Origin of the sequence: Hydrogenophaga sp. PML113 (genome assembly GCF_001777155.1) — a bacterium.
Taxonomy (GTDB): domain Bacteria; phylum Pseudomonadota; class Gammaproteobacteria; order Burkholderiales; family Burkholderiaceae_C; genus Hydrogenophaga; species Hydrogenophaga borbori.
The window spans coordinates 41447-65911 of record NZ_MIYM01000006.1 but is presented as its reverse complement, the minus strand read 5'-3'; the positions used below and the strand labels follow the sequence as shown (position 1 = coordinate 65911).

Sequence of the window (24465 nt, the reverse complement as noted above, 5' to 3'; positions counted from 1 at the left end):
GGGTTCACACGCCGAGCAGCTCGTTGAGCAGCGGCATCTTGGCCTGGAGGTCGGTGGCGCCGAAGGCCTCCACCACGCGGCCGTGCTCCATCACGTAGAAGCGGTCGGCCAGGGGCGCGGCGAACCGGAAGTTCTGCTCCACCATGAGCACGGTGTATCCCTTGGCCCTCAGGGTGCGGATCATCTGGGCGAGCGCCTGCACGATCACCGGCGCCAGGCCTTCCGATATCTCGTCGAGCAGCAGCAGCCGCGCGCCCGTGCGCAGGATGCGGCCCACGGCCAGCATCTGCTGCTCGCCGCCGGACAGGCGCGTGCCCGGGCTCTGGCGGCGCTCCGCGAGGTTGGGGAACATGGCGTAGATCTCGTCCTCGCTCATGGCGGCCCCCGCACCGATCCGCCCCCCTTTGAGCCGGGGCGGCAGCAGCAGGTTTTCCTCCACCGACAGGCTGGCAAAGATGCCGCGCTCCTCGGGGCAGTAGCCGATGCCCAGCGGCGCGATGCGGAAAGTGGGCAGGGCGATGGTTTCCTGGCCGAAGACCTGGATGCTGCCCTGGCGCGCACCCGTCAGGCCCATGATGGCGCGCAGCGTCGAGGTGCGGCCCGCGCCATTGCGCCCCAACAGCGTGACGACCTCGCCCTCGCGGACTTCCATCTCCACACCGTGCAGCACGTGCGATTCGCCGTACCAGGCGTGCAGGTCCCGGATGCGCAGCGCGGCGGCCATCAGTGCGCTCCCTCGAGCGCCGTCGCCTCGGCGCCCATGTAGGCCTCCAGCACGCGCGGGTCGGTGGATACCTCGGCGTAGCGGCCCTCGGCCAGCACGGCGCCGCGCTGAAGCACGGTGATGGTGTCGGCGATGGTGGAGACCACGGCCATGTTGTGCTCCACCATGAGCACGGTGCGCCCCACCGCCACGCGGCGGATGAGTTCGGTGACGCGGTGCACGTCTTCGTGGCCCATGCCCTGCGTGGGCTCGTCCAGGAGCATGAGCTTGGGGTCCATGGCCAGTGTGGTGGCGATCTCCAGCGCCCGCTTGCGGCCGTAGGACAGGTTCACGCAGGTCTCGTGCGCGAAGGATTCGAGGCCCACCTCGGCGAGCAGCTCCATGGCGCGGCCGTGCAGGTGGTGCAGCGAGCGCTCGGGCTTCCAGAAGTGGTAGGTGCTGCCCAGCGCGCGCTGCAGGCCCAGGCGCACGTTCTCCAGCACCGTGAGGTGGGGGAACACGGCGGAGATCTGGAACGAGCGGATGACGCCACGGCGAGCGATGTCGGCGGGCTTCTCGCGGGTGATGTCACGGCCCTGGAAAAAGATGCTGCCGCTGCTGGGCTCCAGGAACTTGGTGAGCAGGTTGAAGCAGGTCGTCTTGCCCGCGCCATTGGGGCCGATGAGCGCGTGGATGCTGCCCTCGCGCACGCTGAGGTTCACGTCGCTCACGGCGGCGAAGCCCTTGAACGCTTTGGTGAGGTGGTGGGTTTGCAGAATGATCGGGGGCATCGGCGCTGGCGGCGTGGGGACGGCGTCTCGTTCTCGAATGGGCGCGGATGCTAGCCATGGGGGCGATGGGGCGCCAACGAGAGTTTTTCATGCGGGCATGAGCCCCGCACGGCCGCCCGAACTCCGACTCATGGCCCCATGAAGAACTCTCGTTTGCGGCACCTTCGTCGCTCGGCTAGCCTTTCGCAGCCCCGGAATTCCCTTCAGGGAACCACCGACCGCACCGCTGACGAGAAGAGACAAGGACACCACGCCATGACCCAAGCCGCCCCCACCCTCACCGAGAAGCCGCTGGTTCGCGCCGCCGCGGCACCTGCCACCAGCCGCTTCATCCGCAACACCTGGTACGTGGCCATGTGGTCCGCCGATCTGGAGCCGGGAAAGCTGGTCTCGCGCACCCTCCTCAACGAGCCCATCGTGTTCTTTCGCAAGGAGGACGGCGGCATCGCCGCCATGACCGATCGTTGCTCGCACCGCTTCGCGCCGCTGTCCATGGGCAAGCTCATGTCCGGCGACCGCGTGCAGTGCATCTACCACGGCCTGGAGTTCGGCGCCGACGGCCAATGCGTGAAGAACCCGCACGGCAACTGCACCATCCCGGCCGCGGCCCACCTGAAGTCCTACACCGTGATCGAGCGCCACACCCTGCTGTGGATCTGGATGGGCGACAAGGCGCCCGATCCGGCGAAGATCCCCGACTACAGCTGTCTGGACGACCGGCCCGCGATGCACATCACCAAGCCGGGTTACCTGACGGTGGACGCCGGCTACGAACTGGTGGTGGACAACCTGCTGGACCTGAGCCACACCTCCTACGTGCACGCAGGCATCCTGGGCAACGCCGACACGGTGGAGGCCGACATCAAGGTCGAACAGAAGGGCGACGTGGTGGCCGTGAGCCGGCCCTCCAAGAACGCCGACACCCCGGGCATCCTGAAGATGATGAGCCCGCCCGGCTTCGAGCGTGGCGACCAGTGGAGCACCATCAGCTGGTACGCGCCCTGCTACATGATCCTGGAGTTCGGCGTGAGCAAGCCGGGCGAGCCCAAGGAGAAGGGCACGGGCTACTTCGCGCTGCACCTGCTCACGCCCGAGACCGAGCGCACCACGCACTACCACTACTCGGCCGCGCGCTGGAACGTGCTGACCGAAGGCGACGAGAAGAACAGCGCCATCCGCGAAAAGATCTTCGAGATGCGCACCTTCGCCTTTGCCGAGCAGGACGTGCCCGTGATCGAGGCGCAGCAGCGGCTGATGGACCAGTCGCGCGAGCCCTTGTCGCCGGTGCTGCTGGCAATCGACGCCGGCCCGACGCGCTACCGCCGCGTGCTGGAGCGCCTGCTGAGCGAAGACGCCAAGCCGGAATGAGCCCGCCGGTGAATGCCCCGGTGAGCGACGCCGCCATCGACGCCGACGCGCGCCCCGGCGCCCCCCTGGACGTTCGCATTGCGCGCCGCGAAGACACCGCCACCGACACCGTGGCGCTGGAGCTGGTGGCGCTCGACGGCGGCGAGCTGCCGCCCTTCGAGGCCGGTGCGCACGTGGACGTGGTGGTGGCGCCTGGCCTGATGCGCCAGTACTCGCTGTGCAACGACCCGCGCGAGCGCCACCGCTACCGCCTGGGCGTGCTGCGGGACCCTACTTCGCGGGGAGGCTCCGAGAGCGTGCACCGGCACTTCGCCGAAGGGCAGGTCATCCGCATTGGCCGCCCCCGTTGCAACTTTCCCCTGGCCGCGGACGACCGCCCCGCCGTGCTGGTGGCCGGCGGCATCGGCATCACGCCGCTGCTGTCCATGGCGCACGCGCTGCACGCGCGCGGCACACCCTTCGTGCTGCACCACTGCGCGCGCAGCGCGGACCGCGCCGCCTTCGCGCACGAACTCGCGGCCAGCGCCTTCGCGCCGTCGGTGCGATCGCACCACGACGATGGCCCGCCCGCGCAGCGCTTCGCGCTCGACGAGGCCCTGGCCGACACCCGCGGGCATCTGTATGTGTGCGGCCCCGAGGGCTTCATCGAATTCGTCACCCAGGGCGCGGCCGCGCGCGGCTGGCCCGCGGAGCGGGTGCACGTGGAGCACTTCAAGGCCGGGGTCTCGCAGACCGGCACCGCTTTCACCGTGGTGGCGGCGCGCAGCGGCGTGTCGGTGCAGGTGCCCGAAGGCAGGAGCGTGGCGCAGGCGCTGATCGAGGCGGGCGTGGACATTCCGCTGTCCTGCGAGCAGGGCATTTGCGGCACCTGCCTGGTGCCGGTGCTGGAGGGCACGCCCGAGCACCGCGACGAGTACCAGACCGACGAGGAAAAAGCCGCCAACACGCACATGACGCCGTGCTGCTCGCGGGCGCGCTCGGCGCGGCTGGTGCTGGACGTCTGACGGCGTTCATTTCGCGCGACGCGGCGCGGCGCCGACGTTCACTCGGCTGAACACGCGCGGGCGGCCCACCCACGCAAGTGCTTGATTCACAAGGCCCGCGCGGCGCGCGATGAGGCGGCACGGCGCTTGCGCCAGTGCAGGCAGGGACTTCACCCCGCCTGCCCATGCCGCTCACCCTGCTCGTCCTCACCGCCCTGTTGTCCGCGCCCCTGCTGTGGGCGCTGCTGCGCTGGCGCGCGCCCCTGGCCGCGCTGGCCTGGCTGCTGCCGGCCGCGCTGTGCGCCGGCTTCGCCGGCCTGCTGCCCGAGGTGCTGGCCCACGGCGCGCGCGTGGAGGTCACGCCGTGGATCCCCAGCCTGGGCGTCGCCCTGGCGCTGCGGGCCGACGGCCTGTCGCTGCTGTTCGCGCTGCTGATCACGGGCATCGGCAGCTTCATCTTCCTGTACGCCGCCCGCTACCTCGCGGGGCACGCGGACATCGCGCGCTTCTTCGCGCGGCTCACGCTGTTCATGGGCGCGATGCTGGGCGCGGTGCTGGCCGACGACCTGATCGCGCTGCTGGTGTTCTGGGAGCTCACCAGCCTGGCGTCCTTCCTGCTGATCGGCTTCACACCCGAGCAGGCGGCGTCGCGGCGCGCGGCCCAGCAGGGCCTGCTCATCACCGTGAGCGGCGGACTGGCGCTGCTGGCCGGCGCCCTCCTGCTGGGGCAGGCCGCGGGCACGTTCCGGATCTCGGAGATCCTGGCCATGGACGGGCTCGCTTCGCACGCGAACACGGCCTGGGTGATCGCGCTGGTGGCGCTGGGCGCCTTCGCCAAGTCGGCCCAGGTGCCGCTGCACGCCTGGCTGCCCAACGCCATGGTGGCGCCCACGCCGGTGTCGGCCTTCCTGCACTCGGCCACCATGGTCAAGCTGGGGGTGTACCTGCTGGCGCGCCTGAACCCCGTGTATGGCGAGCATCCGCTGTGGACCGGCCTGCTGCTCACGGCCGGCCTGGCCACCATGCTCACCGGCGCGCTGCTGTCGCTGCGCGAGACCGACCTCAAGCGCGTGCTGGCGTATTCGACGGTGGTGTCGCTGGGCACCCTGGTCACGCTGATCGCGCTGCCGCACCCGCTGGCGGCCACGGCCATGGTGGCCTTCCTCATCGTGCACGCGCTCTACAAGGCCTGCCTGTTCATGGTGGCGGGCATCGTGGACCACGAGGCCGGCACGCGCGACAGCACGCGCCTGGGCGGCCTGGCGCGGCGCATGCCGCTGACGGCGGCCACCGCGCTGCTGGCCGGCCTGTCCATGGCCGGGCTGCCGCCCTTCGTGGGCTTCGTGGCCAAGGAGCTGGTGTACGAGGCCCAGCTCAGCGGCAGCGCGTCCTGGCTGCCGGTGGCGGTGGCCATCGTGGCCAACGCGGTGATGGTGGCAGTGGCCGGCGTGGTCACGGTGCGCGCTTTCTGGGGACCGCTGCGTCCCACGCCCCACACGCCGCACGACCCGCCGCTGGCCATGTGGATCGGCCCCGCGCTGCTGGCCGCGCTGGGCCTGCTGCTGGGCCTGGCGCCCGGACTGGCCGGCGATCTGGTGCAGGCCGCCGCGAGCGCCGTGGCCGGCCGCGCCACCGCGGCCACGCTGTCGCTGTGGCACGGCCTCACGCCCATGCTGGCGCTGAGCGCCTTCACCCTGGCCTTGGGCCTGGCGATCTACCGCGGCTGGAACCGCCTGCACCGCACCCTGGCGGCGCGCGAGGCCATCGCCACCCACGGCCCCGATGCGGCCTACGACCGCGCCATGGCCGCGCTGCCGCGCCTGGCCCTGTGGCAGACGCAAGCCATCCAGTCGGGCAGCCTGCGCCGCTACCTGGGCGCCACGCTGGCGGTGGTGGGCGGGGCGGTGGGCCTGACGGCGTTCGCGCGCGGCGCGCTGGCCTGGCCCGGCCTGGACGGCGCGGCGTCGCTGTACGCGCTGCTGCCGGCGCTGCTGCTGCTGGCGGCCTGGGCCGTGGTGCGCGCGCGCGGCTTCCTGCGCGGCATGGTGGCGGCGGGCATGGTGGGCTTCGGCCTGGCGCTGGTGTTCCTGTTCCATGGCGCGCCGGACCTGGCGTTCACCCAGTTCTCGGTGGAGGCGGTGGCCATCGTGGTGCTGCTGGCCGTCGTGGGGCGTTTGCCCTTCGCGCGCGAGGACGCGCGCACCGCGCCGCAGCGCCGGGTGGACGCGGCCATCGCCATCGGCTTCGGCGCGGTGGCCTCGCTGCTGCTGCTGTCGGTGCTGGCCACGCCCTTCGATGAGCGCCTGTCCGACTTCTTCCGCGCCGCGAGCGTGCCCGAGGCCCATGGCCGCAACCTGGTGAACGTGATCATCGTGGACTTCCGCGCCCTGGACACGCTGGGCGAGATCACGGTGCTGGCGCTGGCCGCGCTGGCGGCGGCCGCGGTGTTGGCGGGCACGCGGCGCTCGCGCGGCGCCGCCGATGAGCCAGAGGAGAGCGCGGCATGAACTCCCCCATCCTGAGCGTGGCCGGGCGCATGCTCTTGCCCCTGGCCCTGCTGTTCTCGCTGTACCTGCTCTGGCGCGGCCACAACGCGCCCGGCGGCGGCTTCGTCGGCGGCCTGGTGGCGGCGGCCGGCTTCACGGTGCACGCGCTGCCGCGCGGGCGCGCGGCCCTGCTGAAGGCCCTGCGCTGGCCACCGGCCTCGATCGCGGGCACCGGCCTGTTGCTGGCCCTGGCCTCGGGCCTGCCCGCGCTGCTTTTGCAGACGCCGTTCCTCACGCACCAGTGGCAGTTCTGGGACAAGGGCTTCGCGCTGAGCACGGCGCTGGTGTTTGACATCGGCGTGTACCTCGCGGTGCTGGGCGCGGTGTGCGCGTTTGTGGGTTACTACCTCGGCGAGGAGGCCGATCACTGATGGAAACCCTCTACGCCCTGAGCTTCGGCGCCTTGCTCGCCGCCGCGCTGTACCTGCTCATGTCGCGCCAGCTGCTGCGCATGGTGCTGGGCCTGCTGCTGCTCGGCAACGCGGTGAACCTGGCCATCTTCGTCGCTGGCCGGCTGTCGTCCAACACGCCGCCGCTCGTGCCCGACGGCGCGCTCGGCATGGCCACCAGCGCCAACCCGCTGCCGCAGGCGCTGATCCTCACCGCCATCGTCATCTCCTTCTCGCTCGTCGCCTTCACCGTGGTGCTGTTCGAGCGCGCCCACCGCGCCCTCGGCACCCTGGACCCCGACGCCATGCGCGAGGCCGAGCCGCGCGCCGAGGACACGCCCGCGCGCGCCGCCGCACCACAGGGGCTCGTCCAGTGACGCCGCACCTGCTGCTCACCCTGCCCGTGGCCGTGCCCCTGGCCACGCTGGCCCTGTGCGCCCTGCTGCAGTCCAGGCCCGCGTTGCAACGCGCCATCAGCCTGCTGGGCAGCGCCGGCCTGCTGATCGCCAGCGGACTGCTGCTGCGCGCCGTGCTCGACGGCACCGTGCTCGCCACCCAGTTCGGCAGCTGGGCCGCGCCCTTCGGCATCAGCTTCGTGGCCGACCGCTTCGCCGCCGCCATGGTGGTCATCACCGGCCTCATGGCCGTGGCGGTGTCGGTCTACGCGCTGGCCAGCGGCGCCAGGGAACGCGAAAGGGCCTGGTTCCACCCGCTGTACCACGGCCTGCTGCTGGGCGTCACCGGCGCCTTCCTCACGGGCGACATCTTCAACCTCTACGTGTGGTTCGAGATCATGCTGATCGCGTCCTTCGGGCTGCTGGTGCAGGGCGGCACGCGCGCGCAGCTCGACGCGGGCGTGAAGTACGTGGTGCTCAACCTGCTGGTCACCACGCTGTTCCTGCTGGGCGTGGGCCTGCTCTATGGCCTCACCGGCACGCTCAACATGGCGGACCTGTCGCTGGCCCTGCCCGAGGTGCCGAACCAGGGCCTGGTGGCCACGCTGGCGCTGCTGTTCCTGCTGGCCTTCGGCGCCAAGGCGGCGGTGTTCCCGCTGTTCTTCTGGCTGCCGGCCGCGTACCACACGGCCAGCGCGCCGGTGGTGACGATCTTCGCGGCCCTGCTCACCAAGGTGGGCGTGTACGCCATCCTGCGCTGCTTCACGCTGGTGTTCGGCGGCACGCTGGACTTCATCGGCCCCATCGTGGGCGCGCTGGCCGCGCTGACCATGGTCACGGGCGTGCTGGGCGCGGCGGCGCACTACGACGTGCGGCGCATCCTGTCCTTTCACATCATCAGCCAGATCGGCTACATGCTGGTGGGCCTGGCCGTGGCCACGCCGCTGGCGATCGCGGGCGCGGTGCTCTATGTGCTGCACCACATCGTGGTGAAGGCCAACCTGTTCCTGATCGCGGGCGCGATCCGCCTGGCCGGCGGCTCGTACGAACTCAAGCGCATCGGCGGCCTGCACCGCAGCGCGCCGCTGCTGGCCCTGCTGTTCGTGGTGCCCGCGCTGTCGCTCGCGGGGCTGCCGCCGCTGTCCGGCTTCTGGGCCAAGTTCCTGGTCATCCGCGCCAGCCTGGAAGCCGGCCACGTGGCGCTGGCCGTGGTGGCGCTGGTGGTGGGCGCGCTCACGCTGTACTCCATGCTCAAGATCTGGAACGAGGCCTTCTGGAAGGCGCCGAGCGAGCTGTCGATGCGCGCCGCGGGCGAGTGGCGCGCGCGCGGTGCGGCGCGCGCGGTGTTGCTGCTGCCCATCGCCGCGCTGGCCGCCCTCACGCTGACGATCGGCCTGTGGACCGAGCCCTTCGTCGACTTCTCCCTGCGCGCGGCCGAACAGATGCTGGGCCGCGAGGCCTATGTGCAGGCCGTGCTGGGCGCCGCCGCGCCCGCCCCGGCCCTCCCGCCCCTCTTGCCCCCCTTGCCCGAAGGAGCCGCCCCATGAAACCTCTGCTGCGCCGCGCGCGCGCCTGGCTGGTGCTGGCCGGCCTGTTCGCGCGCGAACTCACGCTGTCGGTGCACGACGTGCTGCGCGCCGTGCTGCGGCCTTCGCGCGTGCAGCGCAGCGGTATCGTTGCCGTGCCGCTGAGCCTGCAGGGCGACACCGCCATCGCGCTGCTGGCCAACCTGGTGACGCTCACGCCGGGCACCACCAGCCTGCACCTGTCCGAGGACAGGGGCGTGCTCTACGTGCACGCCATGAACCTGAGCGACGAGACCGTCGCGCAAATCCAGAGCGGCTTCGAGCGCCGCGTGAAGGAGTGCCTGGAATGAACCCCACCCTGTTCGATGGCGTGCTGACGCTCAGCGCGCTGCTGCTGGCGGGAGCGGTGCTGGCCGCGGGCGTGCGCATCGTGCGCGGACCGGCCGCCGCCGACCGCGTGATCGCGCTGGACATGCTGGGCCTGATCGGCGTGGCCGCCGCCGGGCTGGCCGCGCTGGTGGCGGACGCGCCGGCCTTCGTGGACATCGCCCTGGGCGTGGCGCTGGTGGGCTTCCTGGCCACCGTGGCCTTCGCCGGTTTCATCGCGCGCGCCGCGCGGCCCACCGGGGAGGAACGGCCATGAGCGGGTGGATCGGATCGGCGCTGCTGCTGGGCGGCGCGCTGTTGTGCCTGCTCGCGGCGCTGGGCGTGCTGCGCCTGCCCGACTTCTTCATGCGCATGCACGCGGCCACCAAGGCTGGCGTGGCCGGCAGCGGCCTGGTGCTGCTGGGCGTGGCGGCGCTGCAGGGCGACACGGCAACCTGGGTCAAGGCCGCGCTGGCGGTGCTGTTCCTGCTGCTCACCACGCCGGTGGCGGGCCACCTCATCGGCCGCGCGGGCTACGTGAGCGGCGTACCGCTGTGGCGCGGCACGCGCGAGGACGCGCTGCGCGGCGTGCTGCCGCGCGGCGGCCTGGACGAGCACGCCCCCGCGGACGCGGTACCGGTCCGGCGCGTGGTGCTGGCGCTGGCCGCCGGGCCGCACATCGACGCCGCCATCGCGCAGGCGGTGGCCCTGGCGCGGCGCCATGGCGCCGAGCTGTGCGGCGTGGCGGTGATCGATCTGCCGCGCCTGCAGAACGTGGGGCCGGTGCCGATCGGCGCGGGCTGGCACGCGCAGCGTCTGCGCGAGCACCGCATCGCCCAGGCCCGCCAGGCGGCGGCCGACGTGATCGAGCGCTTCGAATCCGCCGCCCGCGCCAGCGGCCTGGCCTGGTCGGCGCGGCTGGAGGAGGGCCGGCCGCGCGCCGTGCTGCGCGCCTGCTGCGACGACGCCACCGTGCTCACGGTGGCCGCCGAGGGCTGGTTCGACCAGGGCGTGCTGGACCTGCGCGTGGACGTGGCCAGCCGCCTCGACCTGCCCGGCCTGCGGCCGCCGCGCGTGCTGCGCTGAGCGCGGGCCTACGATCGGGGGCCCCATGCCCCGATCGCCCATGACCCGCTGGATCCACCGCCTGCCCATGACCGCGCGCCTGTCCCTCGCGGTCGTCGCCGTCATCCTGGTGACGGCGCTGGGCACCACGCAGATCGCCATGCAGGGTCTGCTGCGCCAGGTGGAGCGCCAGATCGAGCGCACCGGACAGATCTACCTCGATGGCCTGGCCGCCGCGCTGCTGCCGCCGGCGATCGCCAACGACGCACCCGGCATCCAGCGCGCGCTCGACGAAGCCTTGCGCATGCACCAGGGCCTGGTGGACCGGCACCTGTTTCTGCTCGACACGGGCGGCCGCACCCTGGCGCGCGCCGACCGCGTGGGCCTGCCCGAGGCGCCGCTGCCCGGGGCCATCGCCGAGCGCGCCCGCGGCGACAAGATCGATACGAACGACGGCAGTTACTGGGTGTGGCGCCCGCTCAGCGACGAGCGCCTGTTGGCCGGCGAACGCGCCGGCGCGCTCACCGTCGTGGCCAACCTGGACTTGGCCGACTACGTGGCCGAGCGCCAGCGCCTGTGGTGGCGCGTGGTGGTGTTCAACCTGGGCCTGGGCGGGGTCTGCGCGCTGCTGGGGGTGCTGGTGATGCGCCGGCTGCAGCGCCCGCTGGACCTGCTCACGCGCCACCTGCAGCGCACCGGCGAGGCCGGGCCCGAGCCGGTGGCCGAGGCACTCATCCCGCCCCACGACGGCGAGAACGCGCGGCTGCTGCGCGCCTACAACCGCATGGCCGGCGCCGCGCGCGAGCGCGAGGCCCTGATCGCGCGCCTGGCCGAGCAGGAGCGCGAGGCCGTGCTGGGCCGCCTGTCGGCCACGCTGGCGCACGAGGTGCGCAACCCGCTGGCCGGCGTGCTCACCGCCGTCGACACGCTGCGCCGCTTCGGCGAGCGCCCCGAGGCGCGCGCCGAAGCGCTGGACTTCATGGAACGCGGCCTGCGCGCGATCGGCGGCGTGGTCGACGCCACCCTGGCCACGCACCGCCCCAGCGCGGAGGAGCCCGCCTTCGGTCCGCGCGACCTGCAGGACGTGCAGCGCCTGCTGGCGCCGCAGGCGCGCCGCGTGGGCGTGGCGCTGGTGCTCGAATCCCGCCTGAGCGAGGCCGTGCCGCTGGCCGGTGGCGAGGTGCGCCAGGTGCTGCTGAACCTGCTGCTCAACGCCATCCAGGCCTCGGTGGAGGGCGCGCGCGTGACGCTGCGCTGCGAGCCGCGCGAGAACCACCTGTGGCTGGAGGTGGCCGACGAGGGCGCGGGCCTGCCGGGGCCGCTGGCCGCCAGCCTGGAGCGGGGCGAGGCCCCCGCGCCGGGCGCCGGCCTGGGCGTGGCCGTGGTGGTGCGCCTGGTGCAGCGCCTGCGCGGGCGCGTGGCGGTGCAGGCACACTCGGGCCGGGGCACGCGCATCACGCTCGAGCTGCCGTTCGACGGCGGCGGCCCCCCCGACCCACCGCCCGCGCCATGACCCACGCCCCCCCCGCCATCCATGTGCTGCTGATCGAGGACGACGCCGTGCTCGGCGGCGCGCTGGTGCAGCGCCTGCGGCTGGAGGGCTTCGAGGTGGTCCACGCCAGCGACGGCGCGCAGGCCCTGGCCGCGCTGCGCCGCGCGCGGCCCGATTTCGTGCTCAGCGACATCCGCCTGCCCGACGGCTCGGGCGAGGCGCTGTACCGCCGCGCGCTGCCCTACCTGGGGCGCACGCCCATCGTCTTCGCCACCGCCTTCGCCGACGTCGGCCAGGCCGTGCGCCTGGTGCGCGCGGGCGCCGACGACTACCTCACCAAGCCCTTCGACGTCGACGCGCTGGTCGAGCGCATCCGCGCCCTGGTGCCTGCGGCCGGCGGCGACGGGCCGGCGCTGGGTTTCGGCCTGTCGCCCGCCACCGAGCGCCTGGCGGGCGACCTGGAGCGGCTGGCCGCGCGCGACGTGCCGGTGCTGCTGCTGGGCGAGACCGGCGTCGGCAAGGAGGTGGCGGCGCGCCAGCTGCACGAGCGCTCGGCGCGCGCGGGCGAGCCCTTCGTGGCGGTGAACTGCGGCGCGGTGCCGCGCGAGCTGATGGAGAGCCAGTTCTTCGGCCACGAGCGCGGCGCCTTCACCGGCGCCAGCGGCGCGCACGCCGGCTGGTTCGAGGAGGCCGGCGGCGGCACCCTGTTCCTGGACGAGATCGGCGAACTCGACCCGCGCCTGCAGACCGCGCTGCTGCGCGTGCTGCAGGACGGCCACTTCCGCCGCCTCGGCGCGCGCCAGGACCAGCGCTTTCGCGGGCGGGTGGTGGCCGCCACCAACGCCGACCTGCGCGCGCGCATCGCCGACCGAAGCTTTCGCGAAGACCTGTACTACCGCCTCGCGGTGGTCGAGCTGCGCGTGCCGCCGCTGCGCGAGCGCCCGGACGAGGTGCTGCCGCTGGCGCGCGGCTTCCTGCGCCAGGCCGCCGAGCGCCAGGGCCTGGCGCCGCCCGCGCTGGCGACCGAGGCCGAGGCCGCGCTGCGCGCGCACGCCTGGCCCGGGAACGTGCGCGAGCTGCGCAACCGCATCGAGCGCGCCATGGCCTTGGGCGAGGGACCGGCCCTGGGGGCGGCCGATCTGTTCCCCGAGCGCGCGCTCGACGAGCCGGGGCCCGCGGCCACGCTGGCCGACGCGCGCGAGCGCGCCGAGCTGGCGCAGATCGAGCGCGCGCTGGAGCAGTCGGGCGGGCGCCTGGCCGAGGCCGCGGCGCGCCTGGGCGTCTCGCGCACCACGCTGTGGAAGCGGCGCAAGAAGCTGCAGGGCGGGGAAGGCGAGGGCGGCGCGGCCTGACACAGGGGAAACGCGCGCCCGGTTTTTTCGCGTGAGGGCCGCGAGCGTCCCCTAGACTTGGGCCATGTCCTTGTTTTTCCTGCTGATATTGCCCTTCGTGGGCTGCGTGGTCGCGGCGCTGCTGCCGACGAACGCACGCAACCTCGAATCGTCCTGGGCAGCGCTGGTGGCCCTGGGGGTGGCCGTCCCGCTGGTCCTGATCTACCCCGAGGTGCGCGATGGCGCCGTGCTGATCGAGCGATTGGGCTGGCTGCCCGCGCTGGGCATCGACCTGATCGTGCGCATCGACGGCTTCGCCTGGATGTTCGCCATGCTGGTCAGCGCCATGGGCCTGCTGGTCATCGTCTACGCGCGCTACTACCTCTCGGCCGAAGACCCGGCGGCGCGCTTCTATTCGCTGCTGCTGGGCTTCATGGGCGCCATGCTGGGTGTGGTGCTCTCGGGCAACCTGGTGCAGCTGGTGGTGTTCTGGGAGCTCACCAGCGTCTTTTCCTTCCTGCTGATCGGCTACTGGACGCACCGCAAGGACGCGCGGCGCGGCGCGCGCATGGCCTTCACCGTCACGGCCACCGGCGGGCTGGCGCTGCTGGCGGGCGTGCTGCTGCTGGGCCACATCGTGGGCAGCCTGGAGCTGGAGGTGGTGCTGGCGGCCGGCGAGCGCATCCGCGAGCACCCGCTGTACACGCCGGCGCTGGTGCTCATCCTGCTGGGCGCGCTCACCAAGAGCGCGCAATTCCCCTTCCATTTCTGGCTGCCGCACGCCATGGCCGCGCCCACGCCGGTGTCGGCGTACCTGCACTCGGCCACCATGGTCAAGGCCGGCGTGTTCCTGCTGGCGCGGCTGTGGCCCGCGTTGGCGGGCACGCCGGAGTGGTTCTGGATCGTCGGCGGCGCGGGCCTGGCCACGCTGCTGCTGGGCGCCTACGCGGCCATGTTCCAGAACGATCTCAAAGGCCTGCTGGCCTATTCCACCATCAGCCACCTGGGCCTGATCACGCTGCTGCTGGGCCTCAACAGCCCGCTGGCCGCGGTGGCGGCGGTCTTCCACATGATGAACCACGCGACCTTCAAGGCCTCGCTGTTCATGTCGGTGGGCATCATCGACCACGAGACCGGCACGCGCGACATGCGCCGCCTGGACGGCCTGTTCCGCTCCATGCCCATCACCGGCACCCTGGCCATCGTGGCCTGCGCGGCCATGGCGGGCGTGCCGCTGCTCAACGGCTTCCTCTCCAAGGAAATGTTCTTCGCCGAGACGGTGTTCGTGAGCGCCAGCCCGGTCATCGAATACGGCCTGCCCGCGCTGGCCACGCTGGCCGGTGTGTTCGCGGTGGTGTATTCGCTGCGCTTCGCGCACGATGTGTTCTTCGGCGCGCCGCCCGACTGCCCGCGCCAGCCGCACGAGCCCGTGCACTGGATGCGCGTGCCGGTGGAGCTGCTGGTGCTGGCCTGCATCGTGGTGGGCACGCTGCCGGCCTGGTCCGTGGGGCCGCTGCTGGCCATGGCCGCCACGCCGGTGGTGGGCGGCGACCTGCCAGCGTACAGCCTGGCGGTCTGGCACGGCTTCAACACGCCGCTGGTGATGAGCCTGATCGCTACCGGGGGCGGCGTGCTGGCCTACCTGCTGTTCGGCCAGTGGCTGAAGCGGCGCGACAGCATCCGCGCGCCGGGCCTGCTGGGGCTGGACGGACGCGCCGTGTTCGACAGCGCCCTGACCGCACTGACCCGGCTGGCGCGCTGGCTGCAGCGCCTGCTGGGCACGCAGCGGCTGCAGCCGCAGCTGTTCTGGATGGTGCTGATCGCCGGCCTGGCCGGCTTGGGCTCGGCCCTGGTGGTGCCGCTGAGCTGGGGCGATCGCCCGCGCATCCCGGCCACGCCCGGCTTCGTGCTGCTGTGGGCGATCGGCGTGACCTGCGCCATCGGCGCCGCGTGGCAGGCCAAGTTCCACCGCCTGGCGGCGCTGATCATGCTCAGCGTGGTCGGCCTGTGTCTGTGCATCACCTTCGCCTGGTTCTCGGCGCCCGATCTGGCGCTCACCCAGCTCGCGGTCGAGGTGGTGACCACGGTGCTGTTCCTGCTGGGCCTGCGCTGGATGCCCAAGCGCGTGCAGGAGGACGACCCGCTCTACCTGCGGCGCACCTTCTGGCGCCGCCGCCGCGACCTGGTGGTGGCGGTGCTGATCGGCGCCGGCCTGGCCGTGCTGTCCTACGCCATGCTCACGCGCACCGCACCGATGTCGATCTCGCCCTTCTTCATCGACAACGCGCTGCCGCAGGGCGGCGGCACCAACATCGTCAACGTGATGCTGGTGGACTTCCGGGCCTTCGATACGCTGGGCGAGATCACGGTGCTGGGCATCGTGGGCATCACCGTGTACGCGCTGCTGCGGCGCTTCCGCCCGCCGGTGGAGGTGATCGACCGCCCCGCGCAGCAGCGCGCGGTGCCGCAGCACATCGAAAGCGACCTGGTCACGCGCGAGGACGGCGACACGCCGCAGCGCTACCTGGAGGTGCCCGCCGTGCTGGTGCGCCTGCTGCTGCCCGTGGCCGCGGTGTTCGCCTTTCACCTGTTCATGCGCGGCCACAACGAACCGGGCGGCGGCTTCGTCGCCGGCCTGGTGGTGGCCATCGCCTTCATCGCGCAGTACATGGTGAGCGGCACGCGCTGGGTGGAAGACCGCATGCGCCTGGTGCCGCCGCGCTGGATCGCCTTCGGCCTGAGCGTGGCGCTGGCCACGGGCCTGGGCTCGCTGGCGCTGGGCTACCCCTTCCTCACCACGCACACCGCGCACCTGACCTGGCCGCTGGTGGGCGAGGTGCACGTTCCCAGCGCGGCGCTGTTCGACCTCGGCGTGTTCACGGTGGTGGTGGGCTCCACGCTGCTGCTGCTCACGGCCATCGCCCACCAGTCGCTGCGCGCGCGCCGCCAGCAGGCGGCGCAGGAAGACGACGAAACCGGACAGGCACAAGAGAAAGGGGCCCACTGATGGAACTGATCGTCTCGATCGCCATTGGCGTGATGGCCGGCGCCGGCGTCTGGCTGGTGCTGCGGCCGCGCACCTTCCAGGTCCTGATCGGCCTGTCGCTGCTGTCGTACGCCGTCAACCTGTTCATCTTCAGCGTGGGCAGCCTGTCGGTGGACGCCGAACCCATCGTGCGCCCCGGCCTGCCGGCCGACCTGCAGCACTACACCGACCCACTGCCGCAGTCGCTGGTGCTGACGGCCATCGTCATCGGCTTCGCCACCACGGCGCTGTTCCTGGTGGTGCTGCTGGCGCTGCGCGGCCTGTCCGGCGGCGACCACGTCGATGGCCGGGAGGAGGGGCCATGAAACACCCCCGCCGCGCTTCGCGCGACCCCCTCAAGGGGGCAATGCCTACGGCCCGGCAAAGCCGGTTCCGTGGCCTTCCTGGAAGGAACAACCGATGATGCCCGCCACCGAACACCTGCTGGTGGCGCCCGTGCTGCTGCCGCTGGGCACGGCCGCCCTCATGCTCATGCTGGGCGAGGGTCGCCGGCGCACCAAGGCGGCGATCAACACCGCCTCCACCGCGCTGGGCCTGGCGCTGGCCATCTGGCTGCTGATGCGCGTGCAGGCGGGCGGCCCCACCGTCTTTGGCGTCTACCTGCCGGGCAACTGGCCGGTGCCTTTCGGCATCGTGCTGGTGGCCGACCCGCTGGCCGCCTTCATGGCGGTGCTGGCGGGCGCGGTGGGCCTGGCCGCGCTGCTCTACGCCCTGGCGCGCTGGCAGCACGCGGGCGTGTACTTCCATGTGCTGTTCCAGCTGCAGCTGATGGGCCTGTACGGCGCCTTCCTCACGGGCGACCTGTTCAACCTGTTCGTGTTCTTCGAGGTGCTGCTGGCCGCCAGCTACGGCCTGCTGCTGCACGGCGGCGGCATCGCGCGCGTGCGCGCCGGCCTGCACTACATCGCGATCAACCTGTTCGCCTCGCTGCTGTTCCTGATCGGCGTGGCGCTGCTGTATGGGGTCACCGGCACGCTGAACATGGCCGACATCGCCGACAAGCTCAGCCTGGTGGCCGATCGCGACCGCGGCCTGCTGCACGCGGGCGCGGCCATCCTGGCCATCGCCTTCCTGGCCAAGGCCGCGCTGTGGCCGCTCAACTTCTGGCTACCGCCGGCCTACGGCGCGGCCAGCGCGCCGGCGGCCGCGGTGTTCGCCATCCTCACCAAGGTGGGCGTGTACGCCGTGCTGCGGCTGTGGACGCTGTGCTTCCCCGCCGACGCCGGCAGCTCGGCCGGCTTCGGCGGCACGGTGCTGATCTGGGGCGGCCTGGCCACGCTGGCCTTCGGCGCCATCGGCATGCTGGCCTCGCAGCAGCTCAACCGCCTGGCCGGCTTCAGCGTGATCGCGTCCTCCGGCACGCTGATCGCGGCCATCGGCTTCGATGCACCCGCGCTCAGCAGCGGGGCGCTGTTCTACCTGGCCAGCTCCACCCTGGCCGGCTGCGCGCTGTACCTGCTGGTGGAGCTGCTGGAGCGCGCGCGCCAGGTGCCGGAGGGCCCCGAGGACTGGGACGACGGCAACTACGCGCTGCCGGCTTTCCTGGACGCCGAGCCGCCGCGCGGCATCAATCTCGACGACAACGAGGAAGAGCTCATCGGCCGCGCCATTCCGGCCGCACTGGCCTTCCTCGGCGTGGCCTTCACCCTGTGCGCCATGGTGATCGCCGGCCTGCCGCCGTTCTCGGGCTTCGTCAGCAAGCTGGCCATGCTGGGCGCGCTGCTCGAGCTGCGCGGCGCCGCGGCCTGGACGCTGTTCGCGCTGCTCATCGTGTCGGGCCTGTTCGCGGCCATTTCGCTCATGCGCGTGGGCATGCGCCACTTCTGGACCACGCAGGACCGGCCCGCGCCGCGCCTGCGCGTGGCCGAGACCCTGCCCATCGCCGCGCTGCTGGGCGCGTCCCTGCTGATGGTGGGCCAGGCCGAAACCGTGCTGGGCTACACCCGCGCCATGGCCGACGCGCTGCACGAGCCGCAGCGCTACATCGACGCGGTGCGCGGCGCGATCACCGTCCCGCATCCCACGGTTCGCGGAGGCACGCCATGAAGCGTCCCACCGATGCAGCGTCGCCCGTGGCCCCGAAACGGGCGCGGTCGGGCGTCCGGGCGGCGCTCATGCCGTCTCCCTGGCTGTCGCTGGGCCTGTTCGGCGGCTGGCTGCTGCTCACGCGCAGCCTGGGCTGGGGCCAGATCGGGCTGGGCCTGCTGGTGGCGGTGGTGGTGCCGCTGCTGATGGCGCCGCTGCGCCCCACGCCCGGGCCATTGCGGCACTGGGGCACGCTGATCCGCCTCATCCTGCGCGTGGGCCGCGACGTGGTGCGCTCGGCGATCGACGTGGCGCTGGGCGTCGCGCACTCGCGGCGCGACCCGCCGCGCGGGCGCTTCGTGGTGATCCCGCTGGACCTGCGCAACGTGCACGGCCTGGCGGCGCTGTCCATGATCACCGCCGTGATCCCCGGCACCGTGTGGTGCGAACTCGCGCCCGACTGCGCGGCGCTGCTGCTGCACGTGTTCGACCTGGACGACGAAGCGGCCTTCATCGCCCACTACAAGGCCGACTACGAGCTGCCCCTGAAGGAGGTTTTTGGATGAACAAGGCACGGCCGCCCGAAGCGGCTCGCACCGCAGCACGCTGCGCGGAGGTTTCCCCATGAGTTCCCTGCTGACAACGGCGATCACCGCCACCGTGGTGATGTACCTGCTGGCCATGGGGCTGGGCCTGGCGCGGCTGCTGCGCGGCCCCAGCGCGCAGGACCGCGTGCTGGCGGTCGACTTTCTCTACGTGGTGGGCATGCTGGTGATGCTGGTGCTGGCCATCCGCTACGACAGCGACATGTACTTCGAGGGCGCGCTGCTGATGGTGCTGTTCGGCTTCGTCGGCTCGGTGGCGCTGGCCAAGTTCCTGCTGCGCGGGGAGGTCATCGAATGAGCGCCGCCGGACCGCTCCCAAGGCGCTCAGCCCCGCAGTGCGCGGCACGGAGGGTCGTGCAATGAACCTGGCCGACATCCCTCCCTGGACCGAGATTCTGGTCGCCGCGCTGCTGCTGGCCAGCGGCGTGGTGGTGCTGGTGGCGGCGCTGGGCCTGTGGCGCCTGCCCGACTTCTTCCTGCGCATGCACGCGCCAGCGCTGGCCTCCACGCTGGGGGCCTGGATCGTCACCCTGGCGTCCATCGTGCACTTCACCGCGCACGCCGAGGGCCTGGCCCTGCACGTGTGGCTGATCATCATCGTGCTGTCCATCACCGCACCGGTCACCACCATCGTGCTGGCGCGCGCGGCGCTGTTCCGCCGCCGCCAGGCCGGCGACCCACTGCCTCCCCCACTGGCGGGACGGCGCTGAACGGGCGTGCCCGGCTTCGGCGCAGAATCTCGACCCATGGCACTCGACGACCCCGACGGCACCCCGCAGCGCCTGGCGCTGGGCTCGGGGCTGGACGCCCTGCCCACCGAACTGCACCGCCTGGTGCTCACGCTCAACCTGGCCGACGGCAGCGGCGAGGGCCTGGGCCGCTGCGTGGAAGACCTGCTGCACCTGTCGGACAACACCATCCGCGTGGAGCAGCTCACCGCGGGCGTGTACTTCGCCTTCAGCGGGCTGGACCGCGACCCGCGCCAGGTGCACACCATCCCCGAGTGCCGCGACATGCTGCGCGCCCTGCACGAGCGCTGGCCGTACTGGCTGCACTTCCTGGCGCCAGTGCCCGAGCTGTGGACGGTGCTGCTGCTGTGCCTGCTGCCGCTGGGGCCGGGCGTGCGCCTGCCCAACGGCCGCATCGGCCACGAGCTGGACCGCAAGGCCCTGAAGAACCTGATGCTGGACCTGACCATCGCCCTCAACGACCTGCACGAGCAGCACAAGGTGAAGCTGGCCGACCGCCAGCGCATCTTCAAGGCCGCGATGCAGGCGATCGAGCAGGCGACGGGCTCGCGGGTCTGAGCCCGTGCGGCCGCGCGCTCAGTCCAGCGGCAGATCGAAGTGCATGACGTCCTCGCGCACACCGAGCTTGGTGTACAGCGCGATCGCGGGTTCATCGCCGTGGTCGGCCTGCACATACACCACCCAGGCGCCGCGCTCGCGCGCGATGGCGCGCAAGTGGTCGATGAGTTGCGTGGCGATGCCCTGGCGGCGGTGCGCCTCTGCCACGGCCAGGTCGTACAGGTAGACCTCGCGGCGGCGGCGTTCCAGCTTGTCGAGCTCGTAGGCCACCAGACCGCCGACCACCGCCTCGCCATCGAGGGCCACCAGCGCGATCAGGCCCGGGCGGCCCAGGGCCTCGCGCGCCCAGGCCTCGTCGGGCGGGGCGCCCGTGTAGGTCTCATCGTCGTCAAAGGCCTCGGCGAACATCGCGTTCAGGCGCAGCAGCAGGGCGTGGTCGTCCGGTCCGAGCCGGTGCAGGGTGGGGGCCGCCATCTCAGGCCCCCGCCGTCTGGGCGTGGCAGGCGCAGGCCTCGCCATGCGCGGCCGACACCAGCTCGTCCAGGATGCCGCAGCTCGAACCGTCCTCGCCGTCCTGGCAGCGCTCGCGCAGGCGCAGCAGCTGCTTTTCCAGCGCGCGCAGGCTCTTGAGTCGGGCGCGCACGCGCGCCAGTTGCTCGTCCACCAGGCCGTCCACGTGGCGGCAGTGCGAATCGGGGTCGTCCAGGAAACCCAGCAGGCGCTGCACGTCGGCCAGGGGCATGTCCAGCGCGCGGCAGTGGCGGATGAAGGCCAGGCGCTCCAGGTGCTCGGAGGCGTAGTCGCGGTAGCCGTTGTCGCGCCGCGCGGGCTCGGGCAGCAGGCCCTGCTTCTCGTAGTAGCGGATGGTTTCGATATCGACGCCGGTGGCGCGGGAGAGGTCCTTGATCTGCATGGCCGGGCTCCTGGTAGCGGTGGCTGACACTGTAGCCACTTCAGGGTGGGCCGGGGCATTTCAAGGCCCCGCGGGCGCTCTGGTCCAATCGGGCCGGGCCCATCGCGCCCGTCCCCGATGAAAACCCTGCTGCTCTACATCGTCACCGCCCTGGCCGAGATCCTCGGCTGCTTCCTGCCCCTGCTGTGGCTGCGCCAGCAGGCCGCCGGCTGGTGGGCGCTGCCGCTGGCGGCGCTGAGCCTGGCGGTCTTCGTGTGGCTGCTCACGCTGCACGACGCGCCGTCGGGGCGGGTGTACGCGGCCTACGGCGGCGTGTACGTGAGCGTGGCCATCGCCTGGCTGTGGGCCGTGGACGGCGTGCGGCCCAGCGCCTGGGACGTGGCGGGCGTGGCGATCGCGCTGGCGGGCATGGCGCTGATCGCGTTCCAGCCGCGCTGAGGCCACACGCGCGCGAAAAGGCGGCGGCGGGCCTTTGGCATGATGGGCGCAGTGCGGCGCCCTTTTGCCGCGAAGGACCTTGGCATGAACCACCCCATCGTGATCGTCGGCGGCGGCGCCGGCGGCCTGGAACTCGCCTGCAAGCTGGGCCGTCAGTTGGGCCCCGAGCGCGTGACCCTGGTCGACCGCCAGCTCTTCCACATCTGGAAGCCCTCGCTGCACGAGGTGGCCGCCGGCACGCTGGACATCCACCAGGAGGGCCTGTCGTACGAGATGCTGGCGCACGACAACCGCTTCACCTTCTGCCTGGGCGCGTTCAAGGGCCTGAACGCCGGGCAGCGGATGATCACCGTGGACGCCGTGCACGACGAGCACGGCGAGCTGCTCATCCCCGAGCGCACGCTGGTCTATGGCCAGCTGGTGCTGGCGCTGGGCAGCACCGCCAACCATTTCAACGTGCCCGGCGCGGCCGAGCACACCATGTCGCTCAACCAGCCGGCCGACGCCGAGCGTTTCCGCCAGCGCATGCTCAAGCTGCTGACGGCGGCCGAACTGCGCAAGAGCGCGGGCGTGGAGGCGGCGGTGCGCGTGGTCATCATCGGCGGCGGCGCCACCGGCGTGGAGCTGGCGGCCGAGCTGCGCGAGGCCAGCCAGGTGCATACGCGCTACGGCTTTCGCCGCCTCGACGGCCTGCGCGACGTGCAGCTCACCCTGATCGAGGGCGCGGACCGCATCCTGGCGCCGCTGCCGGAGCGCGTGTCGGCCTCGGCCACGGCCTTGCTGCGCGAACGCGCGGTGAACGTGGTCACGTCCTGCCGCGTGGCCGGCGTGGCGCCCGACGCCGTGACCGACACCGAGGGCCGCCGCTTTCCCGCCGACCTGGTGGTCTGGGCCGCGGGCATCAAGGCGCCGGCGCTGCTGGGTGAGCAGGGTCTGCCGGTGACCCGCTCAGGCCAGGTGGAGGTGGAGCCCGACCTGCGCGTGAAGGGCCAGGAGGCCATCCATGCGCTGGGCGATTGCGCGGCCTGCGTCCTGCCGGGTGGCGGCCTCGTGCCACCGCGCGCGCAGGCGGCGCACCAGCAGGCCAGCTACCTGGCCAAGCGCCTGCGCCAGCTGGCCGAAGGCCGCCCGCCCGGCCAGGCGCCATACCGCTACCACGACCACGGCTCGCTGGTGTCGCTGGGCACCCAGAGCTCGGTGGGCAGCCTCATGGGCAAGCTGTTCGGCCCGAGCTGGTTCGTGCAGGGCCTGTTGGCGCGGGTGATGTACACCAGCCTGCACCTGATGCACCACCAGGCGGTGCTGGGCACGGCGCGCACGGCCACGCTGGCGGTGGCGCGCTTCCTGGTGAAGCGCGCGACGCCGCTGGTGAAGCTGCACTGAGCGGCGGGGCGGCGCTCAGGCGCTGCGCTTGAACATCGCCAGCAGGCCGCCCGCGACCACGAACAGCGTGCCGAACACACGGTTGAGCGCGCGGATGTGCGCGGTCGACTTGAGCGTGCGCAGCAGGCGCGCGGCCAACGCCGTGTAGCCCGCCATCACCACCAGGTCGGTGAAGCCCAGGGTCAGGCCGATCACCAGGTACTGCGGCGCCAGCGGCTGCGCCAGGTCGAGGAACTGCGGCACCACGGCCAGCAGGAAGACCGTGCCCTTGGGGTTGAGCGCGTTGATGATCCAGCCGCGCGCGATGAGGTCGCGCGCGCGCCGGCTGGTGGCCGCCTCGTCGCCGCTGGCCAGGGGCCGCGCGGGCGCGCGCCATTGCTGGATGCCCAGCCACACCAGGTAGGCCACGCCGGCCCACTTGACGACCAGGAAGGCGGTGCTGGACGCCGTGACCAGCGCGCCCAGGCCCACCGAGACCACCAGCATCTGCGTCCAGATGCCCAGCACCAGGCCCAGGGTGGTGAGGTAGCCGCGGCGAAAACCATGCGAGAGCCCGGCGCTCATGGCGGCCACGGCACCCGCGCCCGGCGAGATGCTGATGGCCCAGGAGGCGGCGAAGAAGGCGAGCCAGGTGGCGAATTCCATGGTGGATGCTCGGTGGAAGGCGAAGCCGGTAATGCTAGCGCCAGGCGGTCGGCCCCGCGCGGCCATGGGTCGCCGCCCGGGCCCGATTCAGTGCAGGCGCAGCTTGAACTGCAGCACCACCGCGCCGTCCACGTCCTTCATCGAGGGAATGAGACCCAGGTTGACGCCGAAGCGCCGGCCTTCGATGGAGGCCATGGGCAGGGCGGCGAAAAAGGTGCCGCCGCGCTTCATCGCCGGGTAGCCATTCATGAGGCCGACCGCCGCGCCCAGCTTGACCGGGCCCAGGCTCCAGGGCTGCCAGTTGGCCGCCAGGTACTGGGAATGCTTGCCGACGCTGTTGTCGTACACACCGGCCATGTACGACAACTCGGGCGAAGTGCGCCACTCGATACCGAAGCCGAAGTTGCGCTCGTTGTGGTGCTTGCTGCGGTCGAAGTGGCGCGAAAAGCCGCCCACGTTGATCCAGATCTGGGCCGCTGGGGTGGCCGGCGCCGGGGGCGCAGCCCCATCCGGGGCGGCAAGGGCCAGCAGCGGCAGGCCCAGGGCCAGCACCAGCACCGAACGGGCTGGGCACCGGCCAGACAAGCGGGGGAAACGCACCAACATGGTTGACCTCGAACACGGCGGCTCCGGTGGAGCCCTGGCCATGTTCTCGGCCGATCAGGCGGTGCGCTGAATGCCGCCGATCGGGCGCTGTACGGCCCGACCGTGACATGCTGATGACTTTCCTGGTCTCAGCGGCGGCGCGGCGTCGCCGGGCCTCGGCCTTCCAGGTGGCGGAAGTTGATGCGGCCTTTGGTCAGGTCGTAGGGCGACAGCTCCAGCGACACACGGTCACCCGCGAGGATGCGGATGTGGTTCTTCTTCATCTTGCCGGCGGAATAGGCAATGAGCTGGTGCCCGTTGTCCAGGGTGACGCGAAAACGCGTGTCGGGCAACACCTCGTTGACGATACCCATCATGTCGATCAGTTCTTCCTTGGCCATGCGGTTCCTTTCCAGAGACGGCCACGCGCCAACAAGCCATCGCGCGACCGCCGGGCGGCCACGGGGCAGGGGAGCGTGAAAAAGGCCATCAGGGCGATGGCCAGCGGCAGGCCCGGGGCGGGAGTCCGGGCGGGCGCGCTGAGGAGCGCGCGAAACCTGGGG

General features: G+C 72.2%; 27 protein-coding genes. 20 read left to right on the top strand and 7 right to left on the bottom strand.

Features of this window, described 5'->3' with window-relative positions:
- Positions 1-4: 4 nt before the first annotated feature.
- On the bottom strand, positions 5-724 hold the full coding sequence (locus tag BHU06_RS13005; protein ID WP_070399624.1) for an ABC transporter ATP-binding protein: 720 nt from the start codon (positions 722-724) through the stop codon (positions 5-7).
- Positions 724-1494 (bottom strand): ABC transporter ATP-binding protein, encoded by a 771-nt coding sequence (locus tag BHU06_RS13000; RefSeq protein WP_070399623.1) that lies wholly within the window; start codon positions 1492-1494, stop codon positions 724-726. The genes BHU06_RS13005 and BHU06_RS13000 overlap by 1 nt, the downstream gene beginning before the upstream one ends.
- 255 nt (positions 1495-1749) lie before the next feature.
- Between BHU06_RS13000 and BHU06_RS12995 the strand changes: the two genes are divergently transcribed.
- From BHU06_RS12995 to BHU06_RS12910, 18 genes are all read left to right on the top strand, one after another.
- The gene (locus tag BHU06_RS12995) at positions 1750-2862 is read left to right on the top strand and encodes an aromatic ring-hydroxylating dioxygenase subunit alpha (protein ID WP_175442852.1); all 1113 of its coding nucleotides are present in this window, start codon (positions 1750-1752) and stop codon (positions 2860-2862) included.
- Complete coding sequence (locus BHU06_RS12990; protein WP_083293215.1) at positions 2859-3866, top strand: PDR/VanB family oxidoreductase; 1008 nt, start codon at positions 2859-2861, stop codon at positions 3864-3866. Before BHU06_RS12995 ends, BHU06_RS12990 begins: the two co-directional genes overlap by 4 nt.
- A gap of 164 nt (positions 3867-4030) precedes the next feature.
- On the top strand, positions 4031-6352 hold the full coding sequence (mbhE, locus tag BHU06_RS12985; protein ID WP_070399622.1) for a hydrogen gas-evolving membrane-bound hydrogenase subunit E: 2322 nt from the start codon (positions 4031-4033) through the stop codon (positions 6350-6352).
- Positions 6349-6762 carry an MnhB domain-containing protein gene (locus BHU06_RS12980; protein ID WP_070399621.1) on the top strand — a complete coding sequence of 138 codons (414 nt, stop codon included), beginning with the start codon at positions 6349-6351 and terminating at the stop codon, positions 6760-6762. The genes mbhE and BHU06_RS12980 overlap by 4 nt, the downstream gene beginning before the upstream one ends.
- On the top strand, positions 6762-7157 hold the full coding sequence (locus tag BHU06_RS12975; protein WP_070399620.1) for an NADH-quinone oxidoreductase subunit K: 396 nt from the start codon (positions 6762-6764) through the stop codon (positions 7155-7157). Before BHU06_RS12980 ends, BHU06_RS12975 begins: the two co-directional genes overlap by 1 nt.
- Positions 7154-8722, top strand: a complete 1569-nt coding sequence (locus BHU06_RS12970) for a proton-conducting transporter membrane subunit (RefSeq protein WP_070399619.1) — start codon at positions 7154-7156, stop codon at positions 8720-8722. Before BHU06_RS12975 ends, BHU06_RS12970 begins: the two co-directional genes overlap by 4 nt.
- Complete coding sequence (locus BHU06_RS12965; protein WP_070399618.1) at positions 8719-9051, top strand: Na+/H+ antiporter subunit E; 333 nt, start codon at positions 8719-8721, stop codon at positions 9049-9051. The genes BHU06_RS12970 and BHU06_RS12965 overlap by 4 nt, the downstream gene beginning before the upstream one ends.
- Positions 9048-9344 carry a monovalent cation/H+ antiporter complex subunit F gene (locus tag BHU06_RS12960; protein ID WP_070399617.1) on the top strand — a complete coding sequence of 99 codons (297 nt, stop codon included), beginning with the start codon at positions 9048-9050 and terminating at the stop codon, positions 9342-9344. Before BHU06_RS12965 ends, BHU06_RS12960 begins: the two co-directional genes overlap by 4 nt.
- The gene (gene mnhG, locus BHU06_RS12955) at positions 9341-10153 is read left to right on the top strand and encodes a monovalent cation/H(+) antiporter subunit G (RefSeq protein ID WP_070399616.1); all 813 of its coding nucleotides are present in this window, start codon (positions 9341-9343) and stop codon (positions 10151-10153) included. The genes BHU06_RS12960 and mnhG overlap by 4 nt, the downstream gene beginning before the upstream one ends.
- 40 nt (positions 10154-10193) lie before the next feature.
- Complete coding sequence (locus BHU06_RS12950) at positions 10194-11645, top strand: sensor histidine kinase (RefSeq protein WP_175442851.1); 1452 nt, start codon at positions 10194-10196, stop codon at positions 11643-11645.
- Positions 11642-12976, top strand: a complete 1335-nt coding sequence (locus BHU06_RS12945; protein ID WP_070399615.1) for a sigma-54 dependent transcriptional regulator — start codon at positions 11642-11644, stop codon at positions 12974-12976. Before BHU06_RS12950 ends, BHU06_RS12945 begins: the two co-directional genes overlap by 4 nt.
- Before the next feature lie 64 nt (positions 12977-13040).
- Positions 13041-15962 carry a monovalent cation/H+ antiporter subunit A gene (locus BHU06_RS12940; RefSeq protein ID WP_070399614.1) on the top strand — a complete coding sequence of 974 codons (2922 nt, stop codon included), beginning with the start codon at positions 13041-13043 and terminating at the stop codon, positions 15960-15962.
- Positions 15962-16306: a Na+/H+ antiporter subunit C gene (locus tag BHU06_RS12935; RefSeq protein ID WP_070399613.1), complete on the top strand. Its 345-nt coding sequence runs from the start codon at positions 15962-15964 to the stop codon at positions 16304-16306. The genes BHU06_RS12940 and BHU06_RS12935 overlap by 1 nt, the downstream gene beginning before the upstream one ends.
- 97 nt (positions 16307-16403) lie before the next feature.
- Positions 16404-18047 carry a monovalent cation/H+ antiporter subunit D gene (locus BHU06_RS12930; protein WP_070399843.1) on the top strand — a complete coding sequence of 548 codons (1644 nt, stop codon included), beginning with the start codon at positions 16404-16406 and terminating at the stop codon, positions 18045-18047.
- A complete protein-coding gene (locus BHU06_RS12925) occupies positions 18044-18592 on the top strand; it encodes a Na+/H+ antiporter subunit E (RefSeq protein ID WP_083293213.1) in 549 nt (182 codons plus the stop codon). The genes BHU06_RS12930 and BHU06_RS12925 overlap by 4 nt, the downstream gene beginning before the upstream one ends.
- A gap of 58 nt (positions 18593-18650) precedes the next feature.
- Positions 18651-18929: a K+/H+ antiporter subunit F gene (locus BHU06_RS12920; RefSeq protein ID WP_070399611.1), complete on the top strand. Its 279-nt coding sequence runs from the start codon at positions 18651-18653 to the stop codon at positions 18927-18929.
- A gap of 61 nt (positions 18930-18990) precedes the next feature.
- Entirely contained in the window at positions 18991-19341 is a 351-nt protein-coding gene (locus BHU06_RS12915; RefSeq protein WP_070399610.1) for a Na+/H+ antiporter subunit G, read from the top strand.
- Between the two features lie 36 nt (positions 19342-19377).
- On the top strand, positions 19378-19938 hold the full coding sequence (locus tag BHU06_RS12910; RefSeq protein ID WP_070399609.1) for a hypothetical protein: 561 nt from the start codon (positions 19378-19380) through the stop codon (positions 19936-19938).
- Between the two features lie 18 nt (positions 19939-19956).
- Here the strand turns inward: BHU06_RS12910 and BHU06_RS12905 are convergent, their stop codons facing one another.
- Together BHU06_RS12905 and cadR are read right to left on the bottom strand one after the other, a co-directional pair.
- Entirely contained in the window at positions 19957-20412 is a 456-nt protein-coding gene (locus BHU06_RS12905; protein WP_070399608.1) for an AAC(3)-I family aminoglycoside N-acetyltransferase, read from the bottom strand.
- 1 nt (position 20413) lies between these two features.
- Positions 20414-20851, bottom strand: coding sequence for a Cd(II)/Pb(II)-responsive transcriptional regulator (cadR, locus tag BHU06_RS12900; protein WP_070399607.1), 438 nt, complete (start codon positions 20849-20851; stop codon positions 20414-20416).
- A 117-nt stretch (positions 20852-20968) separates the two neighbouring features.
- Here cadR and BHU06_RS12895 point away from each other — a divergent pair, with 117 nt between their 5' ends.
- Together BHU06_RS12895 and BHU06_RS12890 are read left to right on the top strand one after the other, a co-directional pair.
- Entirely contained in the window at positions 20969-21289 is a 321-nt protein-coding gene (locus BHU06_RS12895; RefSeq protein WP_070399606.1) for a YnfA family protein, read from the top strand.
- Between the two features lie 84 nt (positions 21290-21373).
- Positions 21374-22672 (top strand): NAD(P)/FAD-dependent oxidoreductase, encoded by a 1299-nt coding sequence (locus BHU06_RS12890; protein ID WP_070399605.1) that lies wholly within the window; start codon positions 21374-21376, stop codon positions 22670-22672.
- Between the two features lie 15 nt (positions 22673-22687).
- Here BHU06_RS12890 and BHU06_RS12885 read toward each other — a convergent pair whose 3' ends face one another.
- The 3 genes from BHU06_RS12885 to infA form a co-directional block, all read right to left on the bottom strand.
- Entirely contained in the window at positions 22688-23317 is a 630-nt protein-coding gene (locus tag BHU06_RS12885) for a LysE family transporter (protein WP_070399604.1), read from the bottom strand.
- A gap of 87 nt (positions 23318-23404) precedes the next feature.
- Positions 23405-23923, bottom strand: coding sequence for a hypothetical protein (locus BHU06_RS12880; RefSeq protein WP_175442850.1), 519 nt, complete (start codon positions 23921-23923; stop codon positions 23405-23407).
- Between the two features lie 128 nt (positions 23924-24051).
- Positions 24052-24303: a translation initiation factor IF-1 gene (gene infA / locus BHU06_RS12875; RefSeq protein ID WP_035622498.1), complete on the bottom strand. Its 252-nt coding sequence runs from the start codon at positions 24301-24303 to the stop codon at positions 24052-24054.
- Positions 24304-24465 lie beyond the last annotated feature (162 nt).